The sequence below is a fragment of the Salinimicrobium sp. CAU 1759 genome (genome assembly GCF_054482715.1).
On record NZ_JBTLRK010000001.1, the window covers coordinates 1,470,758 to 1,489,020 of the forward strand.

At 42.7% G+C, this 18,263-nt stretch carries 17 protein-coding genes; 8 read left to right on the top strand and 9 right to left on the bottom strand.

Annotated features, from left to right (window positions below; genetic code table 11):
• Positions 1-13: 13 nt before the first annotated feature.
• The 8 genes from ACXYMT_RS06545 to ACXYMT_RS06580 form a co-directional block, all read right to left on the bottom strand.
• Complete coding sequence (locus ACXYMT_RS06545; protein WP_008272287.1) at positions 14-235, bottom strand: DUF2795 domain-containing protein; 222 nt, start codon at positions 233-235, stop codon at positions 14-16.
• A 153-nt stretch (positions 236-388) separates the two neighbouring features.
• Entirely contained in the window at positions 389-964 is a 576-nt protein-coding gene (locus tag ACXYMT_RS06550; RefSeq protein ID WP_459058281.1) for a cob(I)yrinic acid a,c-diamide adenosyltransferase, read from the bottom strand.
• Positions 965-1,499: 535 nt separating this feature from the next.
• Entirely contained in the window at positions 1,500-1,694 is a 195-nt protein-coding gene (locus ACXYMT_RS06555; protein ID WP_459058282.1) for a hypothetical protein, read from the bottom strand.
• Positions 1,695-1,776: 82 nt separating this feature from the next.
• Positions 1,777-1,938: a hypothetical protein gene (locus ACXYMT_RS06560; RefSeq protein ID WP_459058283.1), complete on the bottom strand. Its 162-nt coding sequence runs from the start codon at positions 1,936-1,938 to the stop codon at positions 1,777-1,779.
• Between the two features lie 201 nt (positions 1,939-2,139).
• Positions 2,140-2,847, bottom strand: coding sequence for an ABC transporter ATP-binding protein (locus ACXYMT_RS06565; RefSeq protein WP_459058284.1), 708 nt, complete (start codon positions 2,845-2,847; stop codon positions 2,140-2,142).
• Between the two features lie 680 nt (positions 2,848-3,527).
• Complete coding sequence (locus ACXYMT_RS06570) at positions 3,528-4,400, bottom strand: O-methyltransferase (protein ID WP_459058285.1); 873 nt, start codon at positions 4,398-4,400, stop codon at positions 3,528-3,530.
• Positions 4,401-4,415: 15 nt separating this feature from the next.
• The gene (locus ACXYMT_RS06575) at positions 4,416-5,021 is read right to left on the bottom strand and encodes a transposase (protein ID WP_459058286.1); all 606 of its coding nucleotides are present in this window, start codon (positions 5,019-5,021) and stop codon (positions 4,416-4,418) included.
• A 118-nt stretch (positions 5,022-5,139) separates the two neighbouring features.
• Positions 5,140-7,005 (bottom strand): ABC-F family ATP-binding cassette domain-containing protein, encoded by a 1,866-nt coding sequence (locus ACXYMT_RS06580; RefSeq protein WP_459058287.1) that lies wholly within the window; start codon positions 7,003-7,005, stop codon positions 5,140-5,142.
• 167 nt (positions 7,006-7,172) lie between these two features.
• On the opposite strand from ACXYMT_RS06580, the gene ACXYMT_RS06585 reads away from it, so the two are divergent.
• The 8 genes from ACXYMT_RS06585 (at position 7,173) to ACXYMT_RS06620 (ending at position 15,991) form a co-directional block, all read left to right on the top strand.
• Positions 7,173-7,331 (top strand): hypothetical protein, encoded by a 159-nt coding sequence (locus ACXYMT_RS06585; RefSeq protein WP_459058288.1) that lies wholly within the window; start codon positions 7,173-7,175, stop codon positions 7,329-7,331.
• Between the two features lie 164 nt (positions 7,332-7,495).
• Entirely contained in the window at positions 7,496-7,729 is a 234-nt protein-coding gene (locus tag ACXYMT_RS06590; RefSeq protein WP_459058289.1) for a hypothetical protein, read from the top strand.
• Positions 7,730-8,201: 472 nt separating this feature from the next.
• A complete protein-coding gene (gmd, locus tag ACXYMT_RS06595) occupies positions 8,202-9,335 on the top strand; it encodes a GDP-mannose 4,6-dehydratase (protein ID WP_459059154.1) in 1,134 nt (377 codons plus the stop codon).
• 178 nt (positions 9,336-9,513) lie between these two features.
• A complete protein-coding gene (locus ACXYMT_RS06600) occupies positions 9,514-10,434 on the top strand; it encodes a GDP-L-fucose synthase family protein (RefSeq protein WP_459058290.1) in 921 nt (306 codons plus the stop codon).
• Between the two features lie 561 nt (positions 10,435-10,995).
• Complete coding sequence (locus tag ACXYMT_RS06605) at positions 10,996-11,694, top strand: outer membrane beta-barrel protein (RefSeq protein ID WP_459058291.1); 699 nt, start codon at positions 10,996-10,998, stop codon at positions 11,692-11,694.
• Positions 11,695-12,233: 539 nt separating this feature from the next.
• A complete protein-coding gene (locus ACXYMT_RS06610) occupies positions 12,234-13,022 on the top strand; it encodes a polysaccharide biosynthesis/export family protein (RefSeq protein ID WP_459058292.1) in 789 nt (262 codons plus the stop codon).
• Between the two features lie 3 nt (positions 13,023-13,025).
• Positions 13,026-15,497 carry an exopolysaccharide transport family protein gene (locus tag ACXYMT_RS06615; protein WP_459058293.1) on the top strand — a complete coding sequence of 824 codons (2,472 nt, stop codon included), beginning with the start codon at positions 13,026-13,028 and terminating at the stop codon, positions 15,495-15,497.
• Between the two features lie 98 nt (positions 15,498-15,595).
• Complete coding sequence (locus ACXYMT_RS06620) at positions 15,596-15,991, top strand: four helix bundle protein (RefSeq protein WP_459058294.1); 396 nt, start codon at positions 15,596-15,598, stop codon at positions 15,989-15,991.
• A gap of 43 nt (positions 15,992-16,034) precedes the next feature.
• Here ACXYMT_RS06620 and asnB read toward each other — a convergent pair whose 3' ends face one another.
• Entirely contained in the window at positions 16,035-17,741 is a 1,707-nt protein-coding gene (gene asnB, locus ACXYMT_RS06625; RefSeq protein WP_459058295.1) for an asparagine synthase (glutamine-hydrolyzing), read from the bottom strand.
• Positions 17,742-18,263: the final 522 nt, after the last annotated feature.

Consider the following 18,263-nt stretch of genomic DNA (forward strand, 5'->3'; position numbering starts at 1 on the left):
TTGTGGTGTGCGTTTAATATTCATCTTCATTCCAGAGGTAGTCCTCATCTGTAGGGTAATCTGGCCAGATCTCCTCTATTGAATCATAGGAATCTCCTTCATCCTCAATTGCCTGCAGGTTTTCAACAACCTCCAGGGGAGCACCCGTCCTGATGGCGTAATCAATTAACTCATCTTTTGTGGCGGGCCATGGCGCATCACTTAAATAGGATGCTAATTCTAATGTCCAATACATCGGTTAATCGGTTTAAATTTTTGCAAAAATAATTTTTTTGACGAGATAGTCAAGAAAAAAATCATGTTTTTATCATTAATTTAAAGAACGTGTTTCTTACACTGTAATTCCCTTTAAACTAAAGGTTTTAGGTGATAAGATGGCTAAAATTCCTCAGGATTCCTTTTGCGGGATCCACTGGATTTCCTTTGCCTGTAGGTCATGAGTCAACTTTCGTGCCAGCACAAAAAGATAGTCACTTAGGCGGTTGAGGTACTGTAAAACCTGTTCTTCAAAGGGTTCAATTTCATACAGGGCCGTAGCCAAACGCTCGGCTCTACGGCATACACAGCGGGCTACGTGACAAACTGACACGGCTTGATGCCCCCCCGGAAGCACAAAATGTGTCATAGGCGGTAATTTCTCGTTCATCGCATCCATTTCCTGCTCCAGGAGTTCGATATCACTTTTCGAGATCTGTGGGATCTCAAGTCTCTTTTTTCCACTTTTAAGAACAGCTTTTTCAGGATCTGTGGCTAAAGTAGAGCCTATTGTGAATAGCCGGTCCTGGATCTTTATGATAATATTATGAGTGTGCTCATCCACCTTTTGATCGCGTAATAATCCGAGGTTAGAATTAAGCTCGTCGACTGTGCCGTAGCTTTCAATGCGTATATGATGTTTAGGAACTCTGGTGCCGCCAAATAATGCGGTTGTGCCTTTGTCTCCTGTCTTCGTGTAAATCTTCATGTTCAGCGTTTTAATTTCCTCTGCGGGAGGGTGCCTAAAATAGGAAAATTCTGGTGTTTTCACGTCGTGATTTCCGGGTAAAAAAGTTGGAGGTCTCAAGTTGAAGGTCATTCGGGTTGCGCATTGCGAGTTACGGGTTACGAGATGCGGGTTGAAAATATTGTTGCCGGTTACCGGGTGCCCGTCTAATGTTAAAATACTTTTTTTAAGATTCACTATTATTGATTTTACTGCCGACCATTCCCTGTGCACTGCCTACTGGTTTGCCTGTTGCCTGTCCTCCGAAGCTTTAGCAAAGGAGGGTCTGTTGTTTATTCCCGCCGGGTGGCTTATTCTAACCAACTGCCAACTAATGACTGCGCACTGCCAACTGATTAATGCAGTTAATCAGCAAATAATATGAATCTTATTTACATTAAACCATACGGGAAGCGCTTTCCCAATGAGGTGTCAAAAATGTCATTTTTGAAAGGTGTTCTTCAGAATGTTTTTAATAGTATTTGTAGAGATCTGAAATTGCCTCAACAGGATAAGGTCACTCAAAGTTGACTTGCGGAGTATTTTCCTGCTTATTCCTTTTGAATTTTTTCTTGATCTTATCGCTTAAGGAACGGCGCCATTCCAACTCTTTCTTTCGCCTTTTAATGCTTCGCAGCCAGTAGAAAAAAGATACACCGACACAAAAAAGAGCCAGGTATAAAAAGATCTCATTTGTCAAAAATTCCATCATGGTGCCAGAATTTGATGTAGTTAATTTACCAAAAAATCCTGATAATCTGAAAGTTGCGCTGTGTTAAAAACAGACTAAAATTTTATCTGTTCTTCTTTTTTCTTTCACTGTAGCGGTTCCTGAAGCTTCTGTTCTTTTTATTTTCCCGGTTCTTCTTCGACTGATTCCTGTTCCAAAGAAAAAAAGCTAAAAAGACTACAATGAGAACTATATAAAGTAGCGTATCGCTGTCGAGGTAAGACATTTCTATGAGTTCGGAGTTAAAGTTAAGAGTTAAGAGTTAGGAGTTAGGAGTTCTGTTGGATTTGTTGACTTTTATCTTTCCGTTAGGATTAACTAAAATATAAAATTCAAACGGTAGAATCCCCTGGTTCCTTCTCGTGTTGCAGTGAAATCTCTATTACTAATCACTAATCCCTAATCACTTCTGACCACCGACCATTGGTTATTGCTCACTATGCGACAGCAATTTTGTGCGTTCGTCACTTTCCACCATTCCGTCGCGAAGGCGGATGATGCGGTGGGCGTGTCGGGCAATATCCTCTTCGTGGGTTACCAGGATCACAGTATTTCCTGAAGCATGAATTTCATCGAAGAGGTTCATGATCTCTACAGAAGTTTTGGAGTCCAAATTCCCCGTAGGCTCATCAGCAAGAATGATGGATGGATTGTTAACTAAAGCTCTACCAACAGCAACTCTTTGCCTTTGACCTCCTGAAAGCTGATTTGGTTTATGGTCCATTCTGTCGGCCAGGCCTACATCGGCAAGTACTTTTTCTGCGCGTTCTTTCCGCTGGGCCTTTGAGGCTCCGGCATAGATCATGGGTAAGGCAACATTTTCCAGTGCAGTAGTACGAGGCAAGAGATTGAAAGTTTGAAAAACAAAGCCTATTTCTTTGTTTCGGATCTCGGCCAGTTCATTGTCACTCATTTGACTAACATCCTTTCCGTTGAGAACATATTGTCCCGAGGTGGGGGTGTCAAGGCATCCCAGGATGTTCATCAAAGTTGATTTTCCCGAACCCGATGGTCCCATAAAGGCCACATATTCTCCTTTTTCAATATCGAGATCTATCCCTTTTAAAACTTTTACCACTTCCTGTCCCAGGTAAAAATCCCTGGTAATTTGCCTGATCTTGATTACGCTGCTCATAAAAATCTGAATTCATAGAGTTAGACGCAAGGTAGGGGAGTTTGTTACAATCTGTTCAATTATCAATTAGCAATAATCAATTAACAGGAAATAAAACTTCTAATTACAAGCACTAAATTCTAAGCACCAAATAACAAGCACCAAATAACAAGCACCAAATTCTGATTTAGATGACATAGAATTCCTGCAATCCCTTTTTTGAACTGTCGTTGCGAGGGAGGGGACAACCCGACTGCGGCAATCCCTTAATGTAGCAGAAATAGGAAATGGAGGAAAGAATGACGTGAAGAATTCTCGAAGTAGGAGATTGTTTCAATCGCCGGTCCTGGCTCTTTCGCAAAGACGGAAGAAAACAGGTTTATTTTTTTGACCCCTAAATCCCCTAAAGGGGACTTTAACCCTAGCTCCGGAGGAGCGAAATATTTATAGATGAAATAACGGAAGATACCAAGAGCTCCGGCGGAGCGGCATATTGTCGGTATATAGTCCGGACTAAGAGGTAAGAGTTGGAACAAGCACTCAAGCATGAACAGATCATTGTTGTGCTTCTTTGCCTCTCCCGATAGCTATCGCGACTAGAGGAGGAAGCGCAAAAAATATAAGCTAAAGGCAAATAGCTAGTTAGCCACCAGCTTTTTTAAAACCCACTGCCTACTAATTACTGCGCACTGCCTACTGAATCACACCCGAATCACAAAATGCTCCTTCTCCTGTTCTCTTCTGAAAAACACCAGCCCCCATTGGAAAGTGTCTATTGTCACCCTTACTTTCGGATGTGCTTTTATTTCTTCCCAGGTTTCCTCCATTCCTGCCGACCAGTGGATGTCATCAAAGATCATGACGGAGTCGTTGTGAACTGCCTGAAGCAACTGCTCAAAATATTCTAAAGTAGCTTCTTTTTGATGATTGCCGTCGATGTAGATGAGGTCGTAGTTCGTAGTTCGTAGTTCGGAGTTCGTAGTTCGTAGTTCGGAGTTGCCGGTTTTCGGTTGTTTTTTTTGGGAATTTGGAATTTGGAATTTGGGGTTTGTTTCCTCTGTCCACTGCCCACTGTCCTCTAAATATTTCTCAAATTTCCCAACCTTCAGCTGAATATCTTTTAACCCAAATTCTTCAAGTTTCTCCCTTGCTATCGCAGCTGTTTCAGGACAGCCTTCAATTGTTGTTATCTTCACCTTGTTTCCTGCGGCCATTGCTGCAGTTCCCATTCCAAGGTGGGTGCCCAGTTCTAAAGCCTGATCTATTTCGAGATAACTTACCAGCCGATTAAGGAGTCGGGCGCGATTTGGGGAAATGCCGGCCTTTTTTACCATTTTTGAAACCTCTCGTTCATCTGACTTGAAAATTCGGCTCCCGGCACCAAAGTCGGTGATGCGAATTTTTCTCTTGTCCTTCAGTAAAGATCTTCGGTATTGCTTCAGAATAGAATAAGAGGGATATTTATTTCTGTCGTAAAAGCATTTGGTCACCAGGTTATAAACAAACGGCGAATGCACCCCATGTTGGTTTGTGGAGCGGAGGAGGAACTTTATGTAAGCGAGAAGGATGTACATGTTTATTCAACCCTTTCAGGGTTCCAAACCTTGAAAGGGTTCGCTGTTGGTTCTATATTGATGACAGTATTTAAAATTTTCAAGATCTTCAAACAGATTGACCACTTCCTTTTTTACTAACATGTTTTCTTCTCTAGTAAAGAATTCTCTGTAAGACGTCCACGGGTAAGATTCAATTGTTGAGGTGACTTTGTGATGGACAGGATTATTGTGAATGTAAAGGATCAATTTTCTCAGATAATCTTCGGAATCAATCTTTTTTCTCTCAAAAGGCTTCTCCATTAAACTTCCCGTTCTATGGTATTTCTTGTTAATCGCTTGAGTATATGCGTTAAATAGGTGACTGAATTGACGTGAAGGATCAACACTAGAAACTTCAGATCGTGTAGAATATTTAAGGTCAGATTTGTTTATTTCAACCTCTTCTTTTAAATAAACCAGAAAATGAAAATGATTACGCATGAGGCACCAGGCGAGAGTATTAGAGACAGGAGAAATATATTTCTGATAAAGTCGAAGGAAATAAGAGTAATTAGCATCTTCAAAGAAGATTTTCTCACCATTATTACCTCGATTGTAGATGTGGTAATAATTTCCAGGCTCTAAAATTTCAATTTTCATCTGGCTAATAATTTAATCCTGTAACATTCGCCTCCAATCAACCCTTTCAGGGTTCCAAACCCTGAAAGGGTTCTACCAACGACGCGAGAGGGTTCTTCAAACCTGAAAGGGTTCTGTTTTATTCCACTTTAGAGCCCAACTCAAACCACCTCTCTGTTTTTTGCTCGATCTCAGCCTCGATCCTGCTCAATTCCTTTGAAGTTTTTTCAATTTCTTCCGGATTTAGTTCCTGTAGGAACTTTTTCTGAACTTCCTCTTTTTTCTTCTCCAGGTTGTGGATCTCCTTCTCCAGCTTGTTGTATTCCTTCTGCTCGTTATAGGTGAGTCCGACGGAGGTGTTGCTTTCTTTTTTCCAGGACTTCTTGTCGGTTGAAGCTTCAGGTTTTTCAGCAGGTTCGGAAACAGCACTGGCTTCATATTCACGGTAATCGGTGTAGTTTCCGGGGAAATCTTCGATCTCTGCCCCACCTTTGTAGACGAACAGGTGGTCGACGATCTTATCCATGAAATACCTGTCGTGAGATACTACTACGAGACAACCGGGAAAGTCAAGCAGGAAATTTTCAAGCACGTTCAGGGTTACAATGTCGAGATCGTTTGTCGGCTCATCCAGGATAAGGAAGTTCGGATTCTGGATGAGAACCGTACATAAATAAAGTCTTTTCTTTTCCCCTCCGCTCAATTTTTCCACAAAATCATATTGCTTCTTACGATCGAAAAGAAATCGTTCTAAAAGTTGCTGAGCGGAGATCTGCCGACCCTTCTTCAGCGGAATATAATCCCCAAACTCCCTGATCACATCGATAACCTTTTGACCTTCTTTTACTTCAATTCCGCGCTGAGTATAATAACCGAATTTAATGGTCTCTCCAATAGTGATCTTACCTGAGTCTGGTTGTAGTCCACCGGTAAGGATGTTCAAAAAGGTGGATTTTCCGGTTCCATTTTTTCCGATAATCCCAATGCGATCCCCCGGCTGAAAGTTATAGTCGAATTTATCGAGCAAGGTCAGATCTCCAAAGCTTTTGGAAACATTGTGGAACTCCACGATCTTATTTCCTAGTCGCTCCATATTGATCTCCAGCTGTACCTCATGGTCATTCCTACGTTTGGAGGCACGATCCTTTATTTCGAAAAAATCATCTATACGGGATTTAGATTTGGTGGTCCGTGCTTTTGGTTGCCGGCGCATCCAGTCTAGTTCTTTCTTGAAAAGCTGTTTGGCTTTATCTGTATTTGTCTGCTCTAAAGCAATACGTTCATCCTTTTTACTGAGGTAATAGGAGTAATTTCCTTTGTAGGTGTAGAGATTTCCGTCTTCTAGCTCGACGATCTCATTACACACCCGCTCCAGGAAATACCTGTCGTGAGTTACCATGAAAATGGTAAAGTTCTCCTTGCGGAAGAATTCCTCCAGCCACTCGATCATGTCAAGGTCCAGGTGGTTGGTAGGCTCATCCATAATGATGAGGTCGGGTTTATTCAGGATCATGGAAGCCAGAGCGAGTCGTTTCTTTTGTCCGCCGCTAAGGCTGCCCACCATTGCATGCAGGTCTTCCAGTTTCAGTTTGAAGAGGATCTGCTTATAGGTGGTCTCGAAATCCCAGGCCTGGTGCGCGTCCATTTGTTCAAAAGCCTTCTGATAAGCATCGGCATCTTCAGGATTTTCTAACGCCCTTTCATAACGCTCGATTACTTTCAGGATCTCATTATCTGAAGCAAAGATGGTTTGTTCTACCGTCAGCTTCGGGTCCAGGTTCGGTTCCTGCGGAAGAAAGGCAACAGTGATGTCCTTGCGGTAAACGACATTCCCCGCGTCGGGAGTATCGGCACCGGAAAGGATGTGGAGTAAAGAAGTCTTTCCGGTTCCGTTTTTGGCAACAAAACCAACCTTATCTCCTTCATTGATCCCAAAAGAAAGATTCGAGAACAGCTCCCGTTCCCCGTAAGCCTTAGCTACATTTTCAACAGATAAATAATTCACGCAGTTATTTTTGGCAAAAGTAGGTATTTCAATGATCAATTAACAATGAACAATTAGCAGGAGAAAATTCCAAGCACCAAGCACCAAATTCCAAATTTCTTTTACCTGAAACATTGTTTAAAAGAGTCCCTTCCTTCGGAGGGAGCCTGTCCCGAACTTGTTGCGGGATGGCCGCAGGACGGGGTGGGGAATTTCCTGCTCATCCCACACCCCGCCCATCCCGAAGGGAGAGGAGCTATTTGATAATTCACTCCCTCTCCTTTGGAGAGGGTCGGGGAGAGGATGAGGTGCCAACATCAGCTCCGGAGGAGGGCAATATTTCTTGATAAAAAGAAAATACAGACATAAGCTCCAGCGGAGCGTTATTTATTTAAAAAAAGGTCTGCAATATTGAGTTGACAGGTCTAAATAATTACTACAGAGTAAGATAATTACTTTTCCCGAATTCCAACGGATGTTATATCTTAGTGCGGAGGATAAGAAAAAAGTCATGGCTATACCGGTAAAAATATCACTAGAACAACTGGCGGAATCACTAAATAATTTATCAGTTTCTGAAAGAAAAAAGATAAAATCTCTATTGAATAATCAATGGTTTGAAAAAGAGGACGTGAATGAAAAAATCCTGGAATTACTGAAAAAGAGCTCAGAGCAGCATAGAAAGGGAGAAACACGGCCTTCAGAGGATATCCTTCGTGAGTCTAAAGAAAAGTATGGGTTGTGATAATTATCTGGTCACATCTTGCCGAAAAAAGCTATTATAATAATCTTCAACATTTAAATGAAAATTGGCCCCGGAAAGTTGTGCAGGATTTTATTCTGAAAGTTGAAAAAGTACTTAACATAATTTCTACTAATCCGGAAATCTTTAGATGGTGGAATGATGAAGAAAAGTACAAAATCGGTTATATCACCTCTCATATTTCTTTTTTCTACAGTTTTGATCAAGAGAAAATATTAGTTCACCTATTTTGGGACAAACGGCAGGACCCGAACAAACTAAACGATCTTTTGAAATATTCACTTTAGTCTTTAAGAGAGATTGGGAAGTTTTCAGATGGCCACAGGTGGGGTGGGGATTTGTAGAAGATCAACTCGCAACCCCGGAACCCGCAACTCGTCCGAAACCTGCAACCTATAACATGCAACATTTTTAACCTTATATTTGTTTTTAGCTAATTAACTTTTGTAATAGTATCGAAACAAAAACTTCACAAAAAATAGCCTTAATCACCGGCATCACCGGGCAGGATGGGGCTTATTTAGCAGAACTTCTCCTGGAAAAGGGATATGTGGTTCACGGGATCAAGAGAAGGTCCAGTCTTTTTAATACAGAAAGGGTGGATCATCTGTATCAGGATCCTCATGAGGAGGATATCCGGTTTAAGCTGCATTACGGGGATCTGACTGATTCAATGAATCTCACGCGGATCATTCAGGAGGTACAGCCCGATGAGATCTACAACCTCGGGGCCATGTCCCATGTGAAGGTGAGTTTTGACACACCTGAGTATACGGCCAATGTTGACGGACTCGGAACTCTACGAATTCTCGAAGCTGTAAGGTTGCTTGGATTGACAGAAAAAACAAAAATTTATCAGGCTTCAACTTCAGAATTGTACGGTTTGGTCCAGCAAGTACCGCAGACAGAGAAAACTCCATTCTATCCGCGTAGTCCTTATGGAGTGGCGAAACTTTACGCTTACTGGATCACAGTAAATTATCGGGAAGCGTATGATATGTTCGCCTGTAACGGAATTCTGTTCAACCACGAATCTCCTTTGCGGGGAGAGACCTTTGTAACCCGAAAAATTACCAGGGCCGTGGCGCGAATAGCAATGGGGATGCAGGAGAAATTTTTCCTGGGAAACCTGGATGCGCAAAGGGATTGGGGACACGCAAAAGATTATGTGGAAGCCATGTGGTTGATGCTGCAGCAGGATAAGCCGGATGACTACGTGATCGCCACCGGAAAAACTACTTCAGTAAGAGAGCTGGTGCAAATGGCTTTCAATTGTGTCGGAATAGAACTTCAATTCACAGGTGAAGGGGAGCAGGAGAAAGCAAAAGTGGTGAAATGTGCTAATGCTGATTTTCAGGTGCCTGCCGGTACGACAGTGCTTCAGGTGGATCCAAAGTATCATCGGCCAACAGAGGTGGATCTGTTAATTGGTGATGCTTCCAAATGTAAAGACAGACTGGGGTGGGAGCCAAAACACAGTCTGCAAGACCTGGTAGAGGAAATGATGGCAGCCGATGTAGAGCTTTTCCGCAGGGAAAAATACCTGAGAGAAGGCGGGCATAGGACGCTGGACTACAGGGGAGAGTGAGAAAGACTCCAGAGCCAAGAGACTAGAGCCAAGACTTTAAAATCACGAGTACTCAGTCTTCAGTGTTCAGAAAAGTTTGCAGTTTGAAACCTGTGGATCCTCTGAGCCAACGGCTAAAGGCTAACAGCCAATGGTTTTTTCTTAATGAGCTGAAACTTAAATAAGCAGTACTATTGAAGTGGAAAAGAATTCAAAAATATATGTAGCCGGGCATACGGGAATGGTGGGTTCGGCATTGGTGAGGAAGCTTCAGGAAGAGGGCTTCAAAAATCTTATTTTTCGCACCTCTTCTCAGCTGGATCTTACCAAACAGCAGGCCGTAAAAACTTTTTTTGAAGAGGAAAGACCCGATTATGTTTTTCTGGCTGCTGCAAAAGTAGGGGGTATCATGGCGAATAATACTTATAGAGGGCAGTTCCTGTACGAAAACCTCATGATCCAGAACAATGTGATCCATCAGAGCTATGTCCATGGTGTCAAGAAGTTGCTTTTTCTGGCTTCTTCCTGTATTTATCCAAAGATGTCCCCGCAGCCCATTAAAGAGGAATACCTGCTCAGCGGTAAGTTGGAAACTACGAATGAACCTTATGCCATAGCCAAGATCGCCGGACTCAAAATGTGCGAGAATTATAATCTGCAGTACGGCTGTGACTTTATATCGGTAATGCCTACCAATCTTTACGGACCCAACGATAATTATGATCCTGAAACAGCTCATGTCCTGCCGGCATTGCTGCGAAAATTTCATGAAGCAAAAGAGGAAAATAAACCCTCAGTAGAAGTATGGGGTACAGGAGCTCCAAAAAGGGAATTTTTACATGTTGATGATCTGGCTGAAGCTTGCCTGCACCTCATGCAAACCTATAGAGGGAATGTCAGTGTCAACATAGGTACAGGAGAAGACATTTCAATAAAGGAACTCGCGAAAATGATCAAATCCATCACCGGCTATGCAGGCAATATCGCCTTGGATACCTCCAAACCCGATGGTACGCCACGAAAACTGTTGGATGTATCTCTTGTTCATAGTTTAGATTGGAAGCACTCTATTAATTTGGAGGAAGGGATAAGGAGAGTTTATGAGGAGAAATTTTTGTAAAGTGAACCAAGAACCAAGAACCAAGAGTCAAGATTTTGTCTGATAAAATAACTCCTTTCAATAAGCAGTTCGCAGTTAGGAGTGGCAGCATTTGAGAACCAGGAACCAATACATTTTTTTAAATAAATTTATTCGGAACCAGGATTTTCATTTTAAGAGTCCCCTCCCTCGGAGGGAGCCTGTCCCGAATTTATTTGGGGATGGCCGCAGGACGACGGGGTGGGGATTTGTAGGAGCGCAACCCGAAACCCGCAACGAAAATGACCTTGAACTTTAGACCTTGAACTAGACAGGCAATCCGAAACCCTTCGGAACCTGCAACACTACAGTCCAACAGCAACAAGCCAATAGCTTACTCCAGAAAAAACGAATTTCTGACCACTGACCACTAATCACTACGGAAAACTGCCTACTAACTACTGCCCACTGCCTACTAAGTCTCCTAAGTTCTCGCTTAACAAAATAATTTTCTATCTTCCCCGTTAGATAAAAGCAAATTAATTGGAGGTATTTAGAAATTTCCTTTTTATTTGTATACCAATTGAAGCACAACCAAATCTTATGAAAAAATATCTGTTAGGCCTGCTATTCATTTTTGCTGCTACTGCTACCGGTTTTTCCCAAACTACTTTCGAATATGGCCTCAAAGGCGGAATAAATTATTCCATGGGGGGAGAGATCCAGGGAAATAACTCTACCCTAAACTATTGGGATGGAATTGCAGAAGGTGAGGGAGCCATAGGTTTTCACGGAGGAATTTTCGGGCAGGTAAATTTTGGTAAGTTCTTTATTCGACCGGAAGTAGTCTATAGTTCACTTACCCAGGAATTCGCGATTCCAAAAAGGGAGGCGAACACAGAATTTAATGTTCAGACCTTCACCATTCCTTTAATGGTGGGATATAACATTTGGGGTCCGCTGGATGTTTATGCAGGTCCTGTTTACTCCAATATTCTCGATGCCCAAATTCCTGATGAAGAACTCCGAGATGTTATCGTAGTCCAGAATACGCCTATAAATGCACAGGTTGGAGCTAAAGTAGAAATTGGGCGTTTCGGATTGGATGTGCGATATGAGCATTCCTTGTCTGACGCGGAAAGACAGGAAATTGATTTTGTAAATAGCGAATATGGGGGTAACCAAGGCGGAGCTAACAGGGGTTGGTTCAATGATGCCCGTCTTAATCAGGTCATAGTCAGTCTTATCTTTAAAATTGGTGGTCCCGGACTGAATGAAAGGAGACGTAGAGCCTGTTACTAATTCAGTGGGCAGTGCGCAGGCTTTAGTTGGCAGTTTCTTTGAGAGCCAAGAAACAAGAATCAAGAGTCAAAACATTTTTCAAGCAGGTTTATCTCATAGGCAGTTTTTCTTTCAATAGTCCCCTCCACCGGAGGGAGCCTGTCCCGAAATTGTTTCGGGATGGCCGTAGGACGGGGTGGGATGTCGTAACCGGCAACCGGCAACATTCTCCCAGCTGAGTAGAATAAAATAACAGGATGAGATTCCTCCTTGCCTGCCTGCCGGCAGGCAGGCTTCGTCGGAATGACAAAATTATAACCCGCAACTCGTAACTCGCAATCTTATTTTCCTGCAACCTGCAACCTGCAACCTGCAATCTGCAACCGGTAACCTGCAAAATTCTTTTTCAACAACCGGTCATTATCGAATTTTTAAATCTGATTTCGTACTTCCCACTTCTAAAGTCGTCCTTGGATTTAACTTCATTTAACAAACTAGTACTTCAATTATTTTATTATTAACATTCAAAGGTTATATTTGTCTGTACCTATTAGTCCCAAATGAGTATCAGGCAATTAATTGTTGTTGTTAATATTTTGATTTTTGTTTCTTCCTGTGTCCCCACCAAAAGGTTGATGTATCTACAGGAAGACGGTACGGCTACAGATAGTGTAATTTCAGTGGAAAGAATACAAAAGCCGTACAGAATTCAGGTGAATGACCTGCTGAGCATCAGAGTAAAAGCAATAGACCAGGATGCAGTTGGGATGTTCAATCCTATAGGCGATGAAAATCCCAATGCTACAGGTGAGGAGAGGCTTTATTACGATGGCTTTCTAGTGGATGCACATGGGAATATTCGCGTTCCCACCTTAGGAGAAGTGAATGTTCTTGGGTATACAGTGGAGGAAGTTAGGGAGAAGATTGAAAAAGCCCTTTTAGAAGACTATTTTAAGGAGCAGGCTAATATTTTTGTAACTGTGAAACTGGCGGGGATAAGATATACTACGATTGGAGAAATAGGTTCAGGGAGTCAGGTGATCTATAAGGAGCAGGTGACGATCATGGAAGCTATTGCCAATGCAGGAGATATTAGTGAATTTGGAGACAGGACAGATGTGGTGATCGTTAGACAGTACCCGGGAGGGGAGAAGCGGCATCATATTGACCTCACCACAATTGATGCGATACGGTCGCCTTACTATTACATTCAGCCTAATGATCTGATCATAGTAAATCCACTTCCGCAGAAAGCATTGGGATTGGGAACTACGGGATTGGAAGCTTTTCGTACTGTAACTACGATTTTAGCGTTCTTGACGTCAACGATATTATTAATTACCAGGTGATGTATGGCACATGAAGATGATCACATAAGCGACGTAGGATCGACCTTTGACTTTAAAGGATTCGTTCTAAAAGTCTTTAGTTACTGGCAGCTTATCCTGGTCTCCATAGCTATAAGCGTGGGGGTTGCATATTATAACAATGTCAGGAAACTCCCGGTCTACAGGTTGGGGAACTCTATCTCAATAAAAGACGATCAAAATCCCTTTTTTACCAGTAATACCAGTCTCACCTTTAACTGGGGAGGAACTTCAGATAAGGTGAATACTGCGATGACCATTCTTAACTCCCGTTCGCATAATGAGGAGGTAGTGGAGCGGCTTCAGTATTATATAGGCTATCAACAGGATGGAGAGTATCAACGGGTGAATGCTTATGGATTTACCCCTTTTACGGTTGTTGCAGACACGGCAGCTTTTCAGGCGCAGGGGAAGACATTTACTATCAGGTTTAAAGACCCCGAAACTTTTACTCTCTCGACAAATTTTTCAGGCGGTACAACTTCTGTATTCAATTACCGCACAAAAGAATATTCCTCAGTAGTGGTGGAAAACGGAGAATTCGAAAGAGAATACCAATTAGAGGAACCTATCAATTTGCCTTTTTTCAGCGGAAAGCTGGTGCCAACAAAAATTCCTCCGGTTATCGGCAAGCCTTTCTACGTGCAGTTTAAGCATTTCGACGGAACTGTGGGCCGCTGGAAAGGAGTTTCAGTAAGTCCGCAGTCCCAGGGAGCCTCAGTTTTAAATCTTTCCCTTACTGGGGACAACAAAGCCGAAATAGTTGATTATCTCAACGGCACCGTGAGGGTGCTCAGCGAGAATATGCTGGAGCGCAAGAACTTATTTGCTACTAAGACTATCAGGTTTATAGACAGTTCCCTCAACGTAAAGGCCATGGAGCTAAAGGTGGTGGAAGATGAGTTAAATAACTTCAGAAATACCAATTCCATCCTGGATATTTCCGCGGAAAGCAGTCAGCTGAATTCTAAACTTACAGCACTCGATGTCCGGAAGGAGAACATTGCACGGCAGCTGGCATATTATGAAACACTGCAGGATTACCTTCAGACGCGAAGTGATTATTCAGATGTGCCTGCACCTTCGGTAGCCGGGATCGCTGAAGGAAGTATTGTGAGTGGAGTAGGAAGAATTCTTGCTTTGGCTGAAGAAAGGAGAAAATATGAATATTCCCTACAGGAGAATTCTCCCGTGTTCAATGATATTGATCGGCAGATCAATGCAGTAAAGGATGTCTTGCTGGAGAATATGGCTTCCTCCCAGAGTCTTCTAAGAACTGAGCTTCGGGATATCAACCGGGACATTGCAATGGCCGAAGGGGAAATCAGGAAGCTACCGCAGGAAGAACAGGATCTGCTTAAGATCCAGCGTAAATATTCCATTAGTGAAAGAACATACAACTTGTTTCTGGAAAAGCGCAGTGAAGCCGGACTTATAAAAGCGGCCAACGTGAGTGATGTGATGGTGATCGATACTGCCAAAGACACCGGCGGCGGGCAAATAGGTCCCAACACGCAGTTGAATTATGTAATGGCTTTAATGGTAGGGGGAATGATTCCATTAACCTTCGTTTTCCTTCTCGTTTTCCTGAATACCAACGTGCACAACGCGCAGGAAGTCACCAGACTTTCTCCTATCCCTATTCTTGGGATGATCGGGAAAAGCCGGATGGATACAAATCTTGCGGTGTTCCAGAAGCCAAAATCGGCTATTGCCGAAGGTTTCCGGGGTTTAAGATCCAGTCTCCAGTTTATGTACAAAAAACAAGGCGTCACCGGCTCTAAGACGGTACTTATTACCTCTTCAGTTTCAGGGGAAGGAAAGACCTTTTGCGCTATGAACCTGGCCACAGTCTTTGCCCTCAGTGAAAAGAAGACTGTATTACTGGGTGCTGACTTGCGTAAGCCAAAGATATTTGACGACTTCAAGATCAATAATGACGTTGGAGTGGTTAATTATTTAATAGGGCAGGAGTCGCTCGAAAACATTATTCAGCCAAGCATGGTGCCGCACCTCGATGTTATCACTGCGGGACCCATTCCGCCAAACCCTTCCGAGCTGCTTATGAATGAGCAGATGGAAACCCTGATGAACGAATTGAAGGAGCGTTATGACTATATTATCATGGATACCCCGCCGGTAGGTGTAGTTGCAGATGCGCTCAATCTTATAAAATTTGCCGATGCCACCCTTTATCTCATCCGCCAGGATTATACAAAACGCGGGATGCTGGAGGTCATCAATGAAAAGTACAATAAAGGTGAGGTGAAGAACATTTCCTTCGTACTCAACCACTTTATCCACCGCGCCAAGTACGGTTATGGTTACGGCTACGGTTATGGTTATGGCTATGGTTACGGTTATGGCCAGTACGGAAAGGGATATGGGCAGGAACAATCCACGTTTAAAAAGAGAGTGAAGAAGAAGTGGAGGGAGGTAATGCGTAATTTCGAATAAAGTTCGGAGACGGAACTTTGGAACTACTTCTGGATTAAGTTCGCAAGAAAATATGTTTGTTGTTTTTGGTTTGTTGTTTATGGTAAGTCTGGGTAACAATGGGAAAAGTGGAGAGGTTTGAAGATTTGGAGGTTTGGAAGCTTGCCCGTTTAATTTGCCAAAAGGTAGAGATACTATTTCAGGAAACGGCTTTAGGTAAAAATTATTCTCTTAGGAATCAGATGGAAAGCAGTTCTGGTTCTATAATGGACAACATAGCTGAAGGTTTTGGAAGAGGAGGGAATCAGGAATTTATTAATTTTCTCAGCTATTCAAAAGGATCTTCTACTGAACTTAAATCACAACTTTACAGAGCTCACGATAAGAAATTAATTTCCCAGGAACAATTTGATATTCTGGCTGCTGATTGTACACAGGCAAATAATCGGATTGGTGCATTTATGGCTTACCTCCGGAAGTCAGACATAAGAGGAATAAAATTTAAAAAAGGCTAATCTTTCTTTAACCATAAACCACAAACAACAAACTGTAAACATTTCACTTCTGAAAAAGAAGTGATATGTTTACCCACTGCCACACATGAAAACTACTGCTATTATCTCCCGCTAAATACTGTTTCCATTCCTTTTCTATTTTCTTATGATCAAACCAATCGGCGGCAGGGGAATATTTTAGTTGCTGAAGTTGCTCTTCTACAAATAACTTCAGTTCATTACCTAACCACTCCCGCTGCGGAGTTTGGAGAGGGCGTTTGGGAGCGTAGGACAATTCTTTTGGCGCCATTTCAGAGAGTAATTCCCGGAGCAGGTATTTCCCCTGTCCGTTACTGATCTTGAATGCCTCCGGCTGAGCGAAAGCAAATTCTACCAGGCGGTAGTCGAGGAATGGCTCCCGTAATTCGGTGCTGTAAGCCATCGAGATGCGGTCGTTGAATCGTAGGGCCCGCGGAATTTTTGTGTAAAATAGATCGCGGTACTGCAAATTTTGCAAATCATTATTGAAGGGTCTGGGGTATTTCGGTTTTTCAGAAAGGTTCTTGAATTCCTTCAGCAGAACATTCGGGCGGAAAGGAGATCTTCCTCCTGTTCCCTGGATCGTGCTGTCAGAATTCTGATAATAATCATAACCTGCCCACTGTTCATCCATGCCCTGCCCGTCCAGTAGCACCTTCACTCCGTCAGCTTGAGCCTGTTTAAAAATGGCGGAGTAGGCGAGGGTCGGAATGCCACCGAAGGGTTCATCCTGTAAGCTGCTGATATGTCGCGCGGTTTCCTCCACTTCTGAAGCTGAAAAAAGTATTTTTTGCAATGGGTTTCGGGTGGTGGCGATCATCTGTTCCACCCATGGCAGCTCGTCGTAACGCTCGTCTCCTGTGTAAAAAGTGTAGGCATTGATCTGCTTCTTATCTTCAAACAAATTCACCAGGGCCAGCAGGAGCGAACTGTCTACTCCGCCACTGATGTTAAAGGCAACAGGCACATCGGCGCGAAAACGTAATTTGATGCTGTCCTTTAGCAGTTCGAGATACCGGGCTTTTACCTCTTCAAAAGGCATATTTTGAGGAACTTTTTTAACGGCAGCTTCAAAGTCATACCATTTGCTGATCTTTAGATCTTCTTTGGAATACTCCAGGAAATGTCCAGCGGGTAACTGGTAAATCTTCTCATAAAACGTTTCATGAGGCAATCCGTAGGAACCGAAACTAAAATAATTGGCCCAAACCTTCAGGTTGGGAGGGGTGTCAAAAATGACTTTTTTGAGGGCCTTTATTTCGCTACTGAAATAGAAGCCGTTATTAGCTTCAGAATAATAAAAGGGTTTTACCCCAAACCGATCCCGGGCTGCAAACAGTTGCTTTTCCTGTGTGTCCCATATGGCAAAGGCAAACATCCCATTGAACCTGTGCAGGCATTCTTTGCCCCAGTGGATATACGCCGCCAGTAGCACTTCAGTATCTGATGAAGTTATGAAACTGTAAAAAGGTTTAAGCTCCTCCTTCAGTTCTTTATAATTATAGATCTCCCCGTTAAAGCTGAGATAGTACCTTCCGGAATTATCTACAAAAGGTTCATTGGCTTGGGGAGAAAGATCTATTATGGAAAGGCGGTTATGACCGAGCGCTGCATAGCCTGGATCAAAGTAGCTTCCGGTGTGATCGGGTCCACGATGTTTCTGTGCTTCAAGCATCTTTTGAAGTTCTGGTTCAGAAGAATTCGGGCTAATAATTCCTGCTATTCCGCACATTTTTTATTGTATAGTGTGTATAATGAATATTGTATAATGTTTTCAAAGCTATTAAAAGCACCAATACACAAGCACCAAATTCCAGTTTTTCCCAAAACAATAAATAACAAAAAACGGTAAACGGAAAACAGTAAACGGAAAATCTGATAATTAAAACGGATTGCCTGTCAGTCTGAGCCTCCTTATAAGCCCGGGAGGGCAGAGAAGGAGAAGGGCGAAGACCACAGGAGTTATAATAACCGTTTTTGGTTTTATCCCTCACCCTAAAGGGAGTCCAAAAAGGGATCAGAAACGTTAAAAACAACAAACCCAAAAAGACAAACTATCTTTCCTCTCTCCACTTCCCACTCTCCACTTCAAAAAAGCACCAAATTCCAAGCACAAAATTCCATTTTAGTGTTGTATTTGGGACCACAAGAAATATACACAACCGTTTTTGGTTTTACCCCTCACCCTAAAGGGAGCCCAAAAACGGGAGCAGAGAATTCAAAAACAACAAACTAAAAACTACCGACTCCCGAC

What these genes read in the sequence shown, in the direction of transcription:
- ACXYMT_RS06545 (WP_008272287.1), bottom strand. Translation starts at nt 235, where the DNA reads ATGTATTGGACATTAGAATTAGCATCCTATTTAAGTGATGCGCCATGG.
- ACXYMT_RS06550 (WP_459058281.1), bottom strand. Translation starts at nt 964, where the DNA reads ATGAAGATTTACACGAAGACAGGAGACAAAGGCACAACCGCATTATTT.
- ACXYMT_RS06555 (WP_459058282.1), bottom strand. Translation starts at nt 1,694, where the DNA reads ATGATGGAATTTTTGACAAATGAGATCTTTTTATACCTGGCTCTTTTT.
- ACXYMT_RS06560 (WP_459058283.1), bottom strand. Translation starts at nt 1,938, where the DNA reads ATGTCTTACCTCGACAGCGATACGCTACTTTATATAGTTCTCATTGTA.
- ACXYMT_RS06565 (WP_459058284.1), bottom strand. Translation starts at nt 2,847, where the DNA reads ATGAGCAGCGTAATCAAGATCAGGCAAATTACCAGGGATTTTTACCTG.
- ACXYMT_RS06570 (WP_459058285.1), bottom strand. Translation starts at nt 4,400, where the DNA reads ATGTACATCCTTCTCGCTTACATAAAGTTCCTCCTCCGCTCCACAAAC.
- ACXYMT_RS06575 (WP_459058286.1), bottom strand. Translation starts at nt 5,021, where the DNA reads ATGAAAATTGAAATTTTAGAGCCTGGAAATTATTACCACATCTACAAT.
- ACXYMT_RS06585 (WP_459058288.1), top strand. Translation starts at nt 7,173, where the DNA reads ATGGCCGCAGGACGGGGTGGGGAATTTCCTGCTCATCCCACACCCCGC.
- ACXYMT_RS06590 (WP_459058289.1), top strand. Translation starts at nt 7,496, where the DNA reads ATGGCTATACCGGTAAAAATATCACTAGAACAACTGGCGGAATCACTA.
- ACXYMT_RS06605 (WP_459058291.1), top strand. Translation starts at nt 10,996, where the DNA reads ATGAAAAAATATCTGTTAGGCCTGCTATTCATTTTTGCTGCTACTGCT.
- ACXYMT_RS06610 (WP_459058292.1), top strand. Translation starts at nt 12,234, where the DNA reads ATGAGTATCAGGCAATTAATTGTTGTTGTTAATATTTTGATTTTTGTT.
- ACXYMT_RS06615 (WP_459058293.1), top strand. Translation starts at nt 13,026, where the DNA reads ATGGCACATGAAGATGATCACATAAGCGACGTAGGATCGACCTTTGAC.
- ACXYMT_RS06620 (WP_459058294.1), top strand. Translation starts at nt 15,596, where the DNA reads ATGGGAAAAGTGGAGAGGTTTGAAGATTTGGAGGTTTGGAAGCTTGCC.
- asnB (WP_459058295.1), bottom strand. Translation starts at nt 17,741, where the DNA reads ATGTGCGGAATAGCAGGAATTATTAGCCCGAATTCTTCTGAACCAGAA.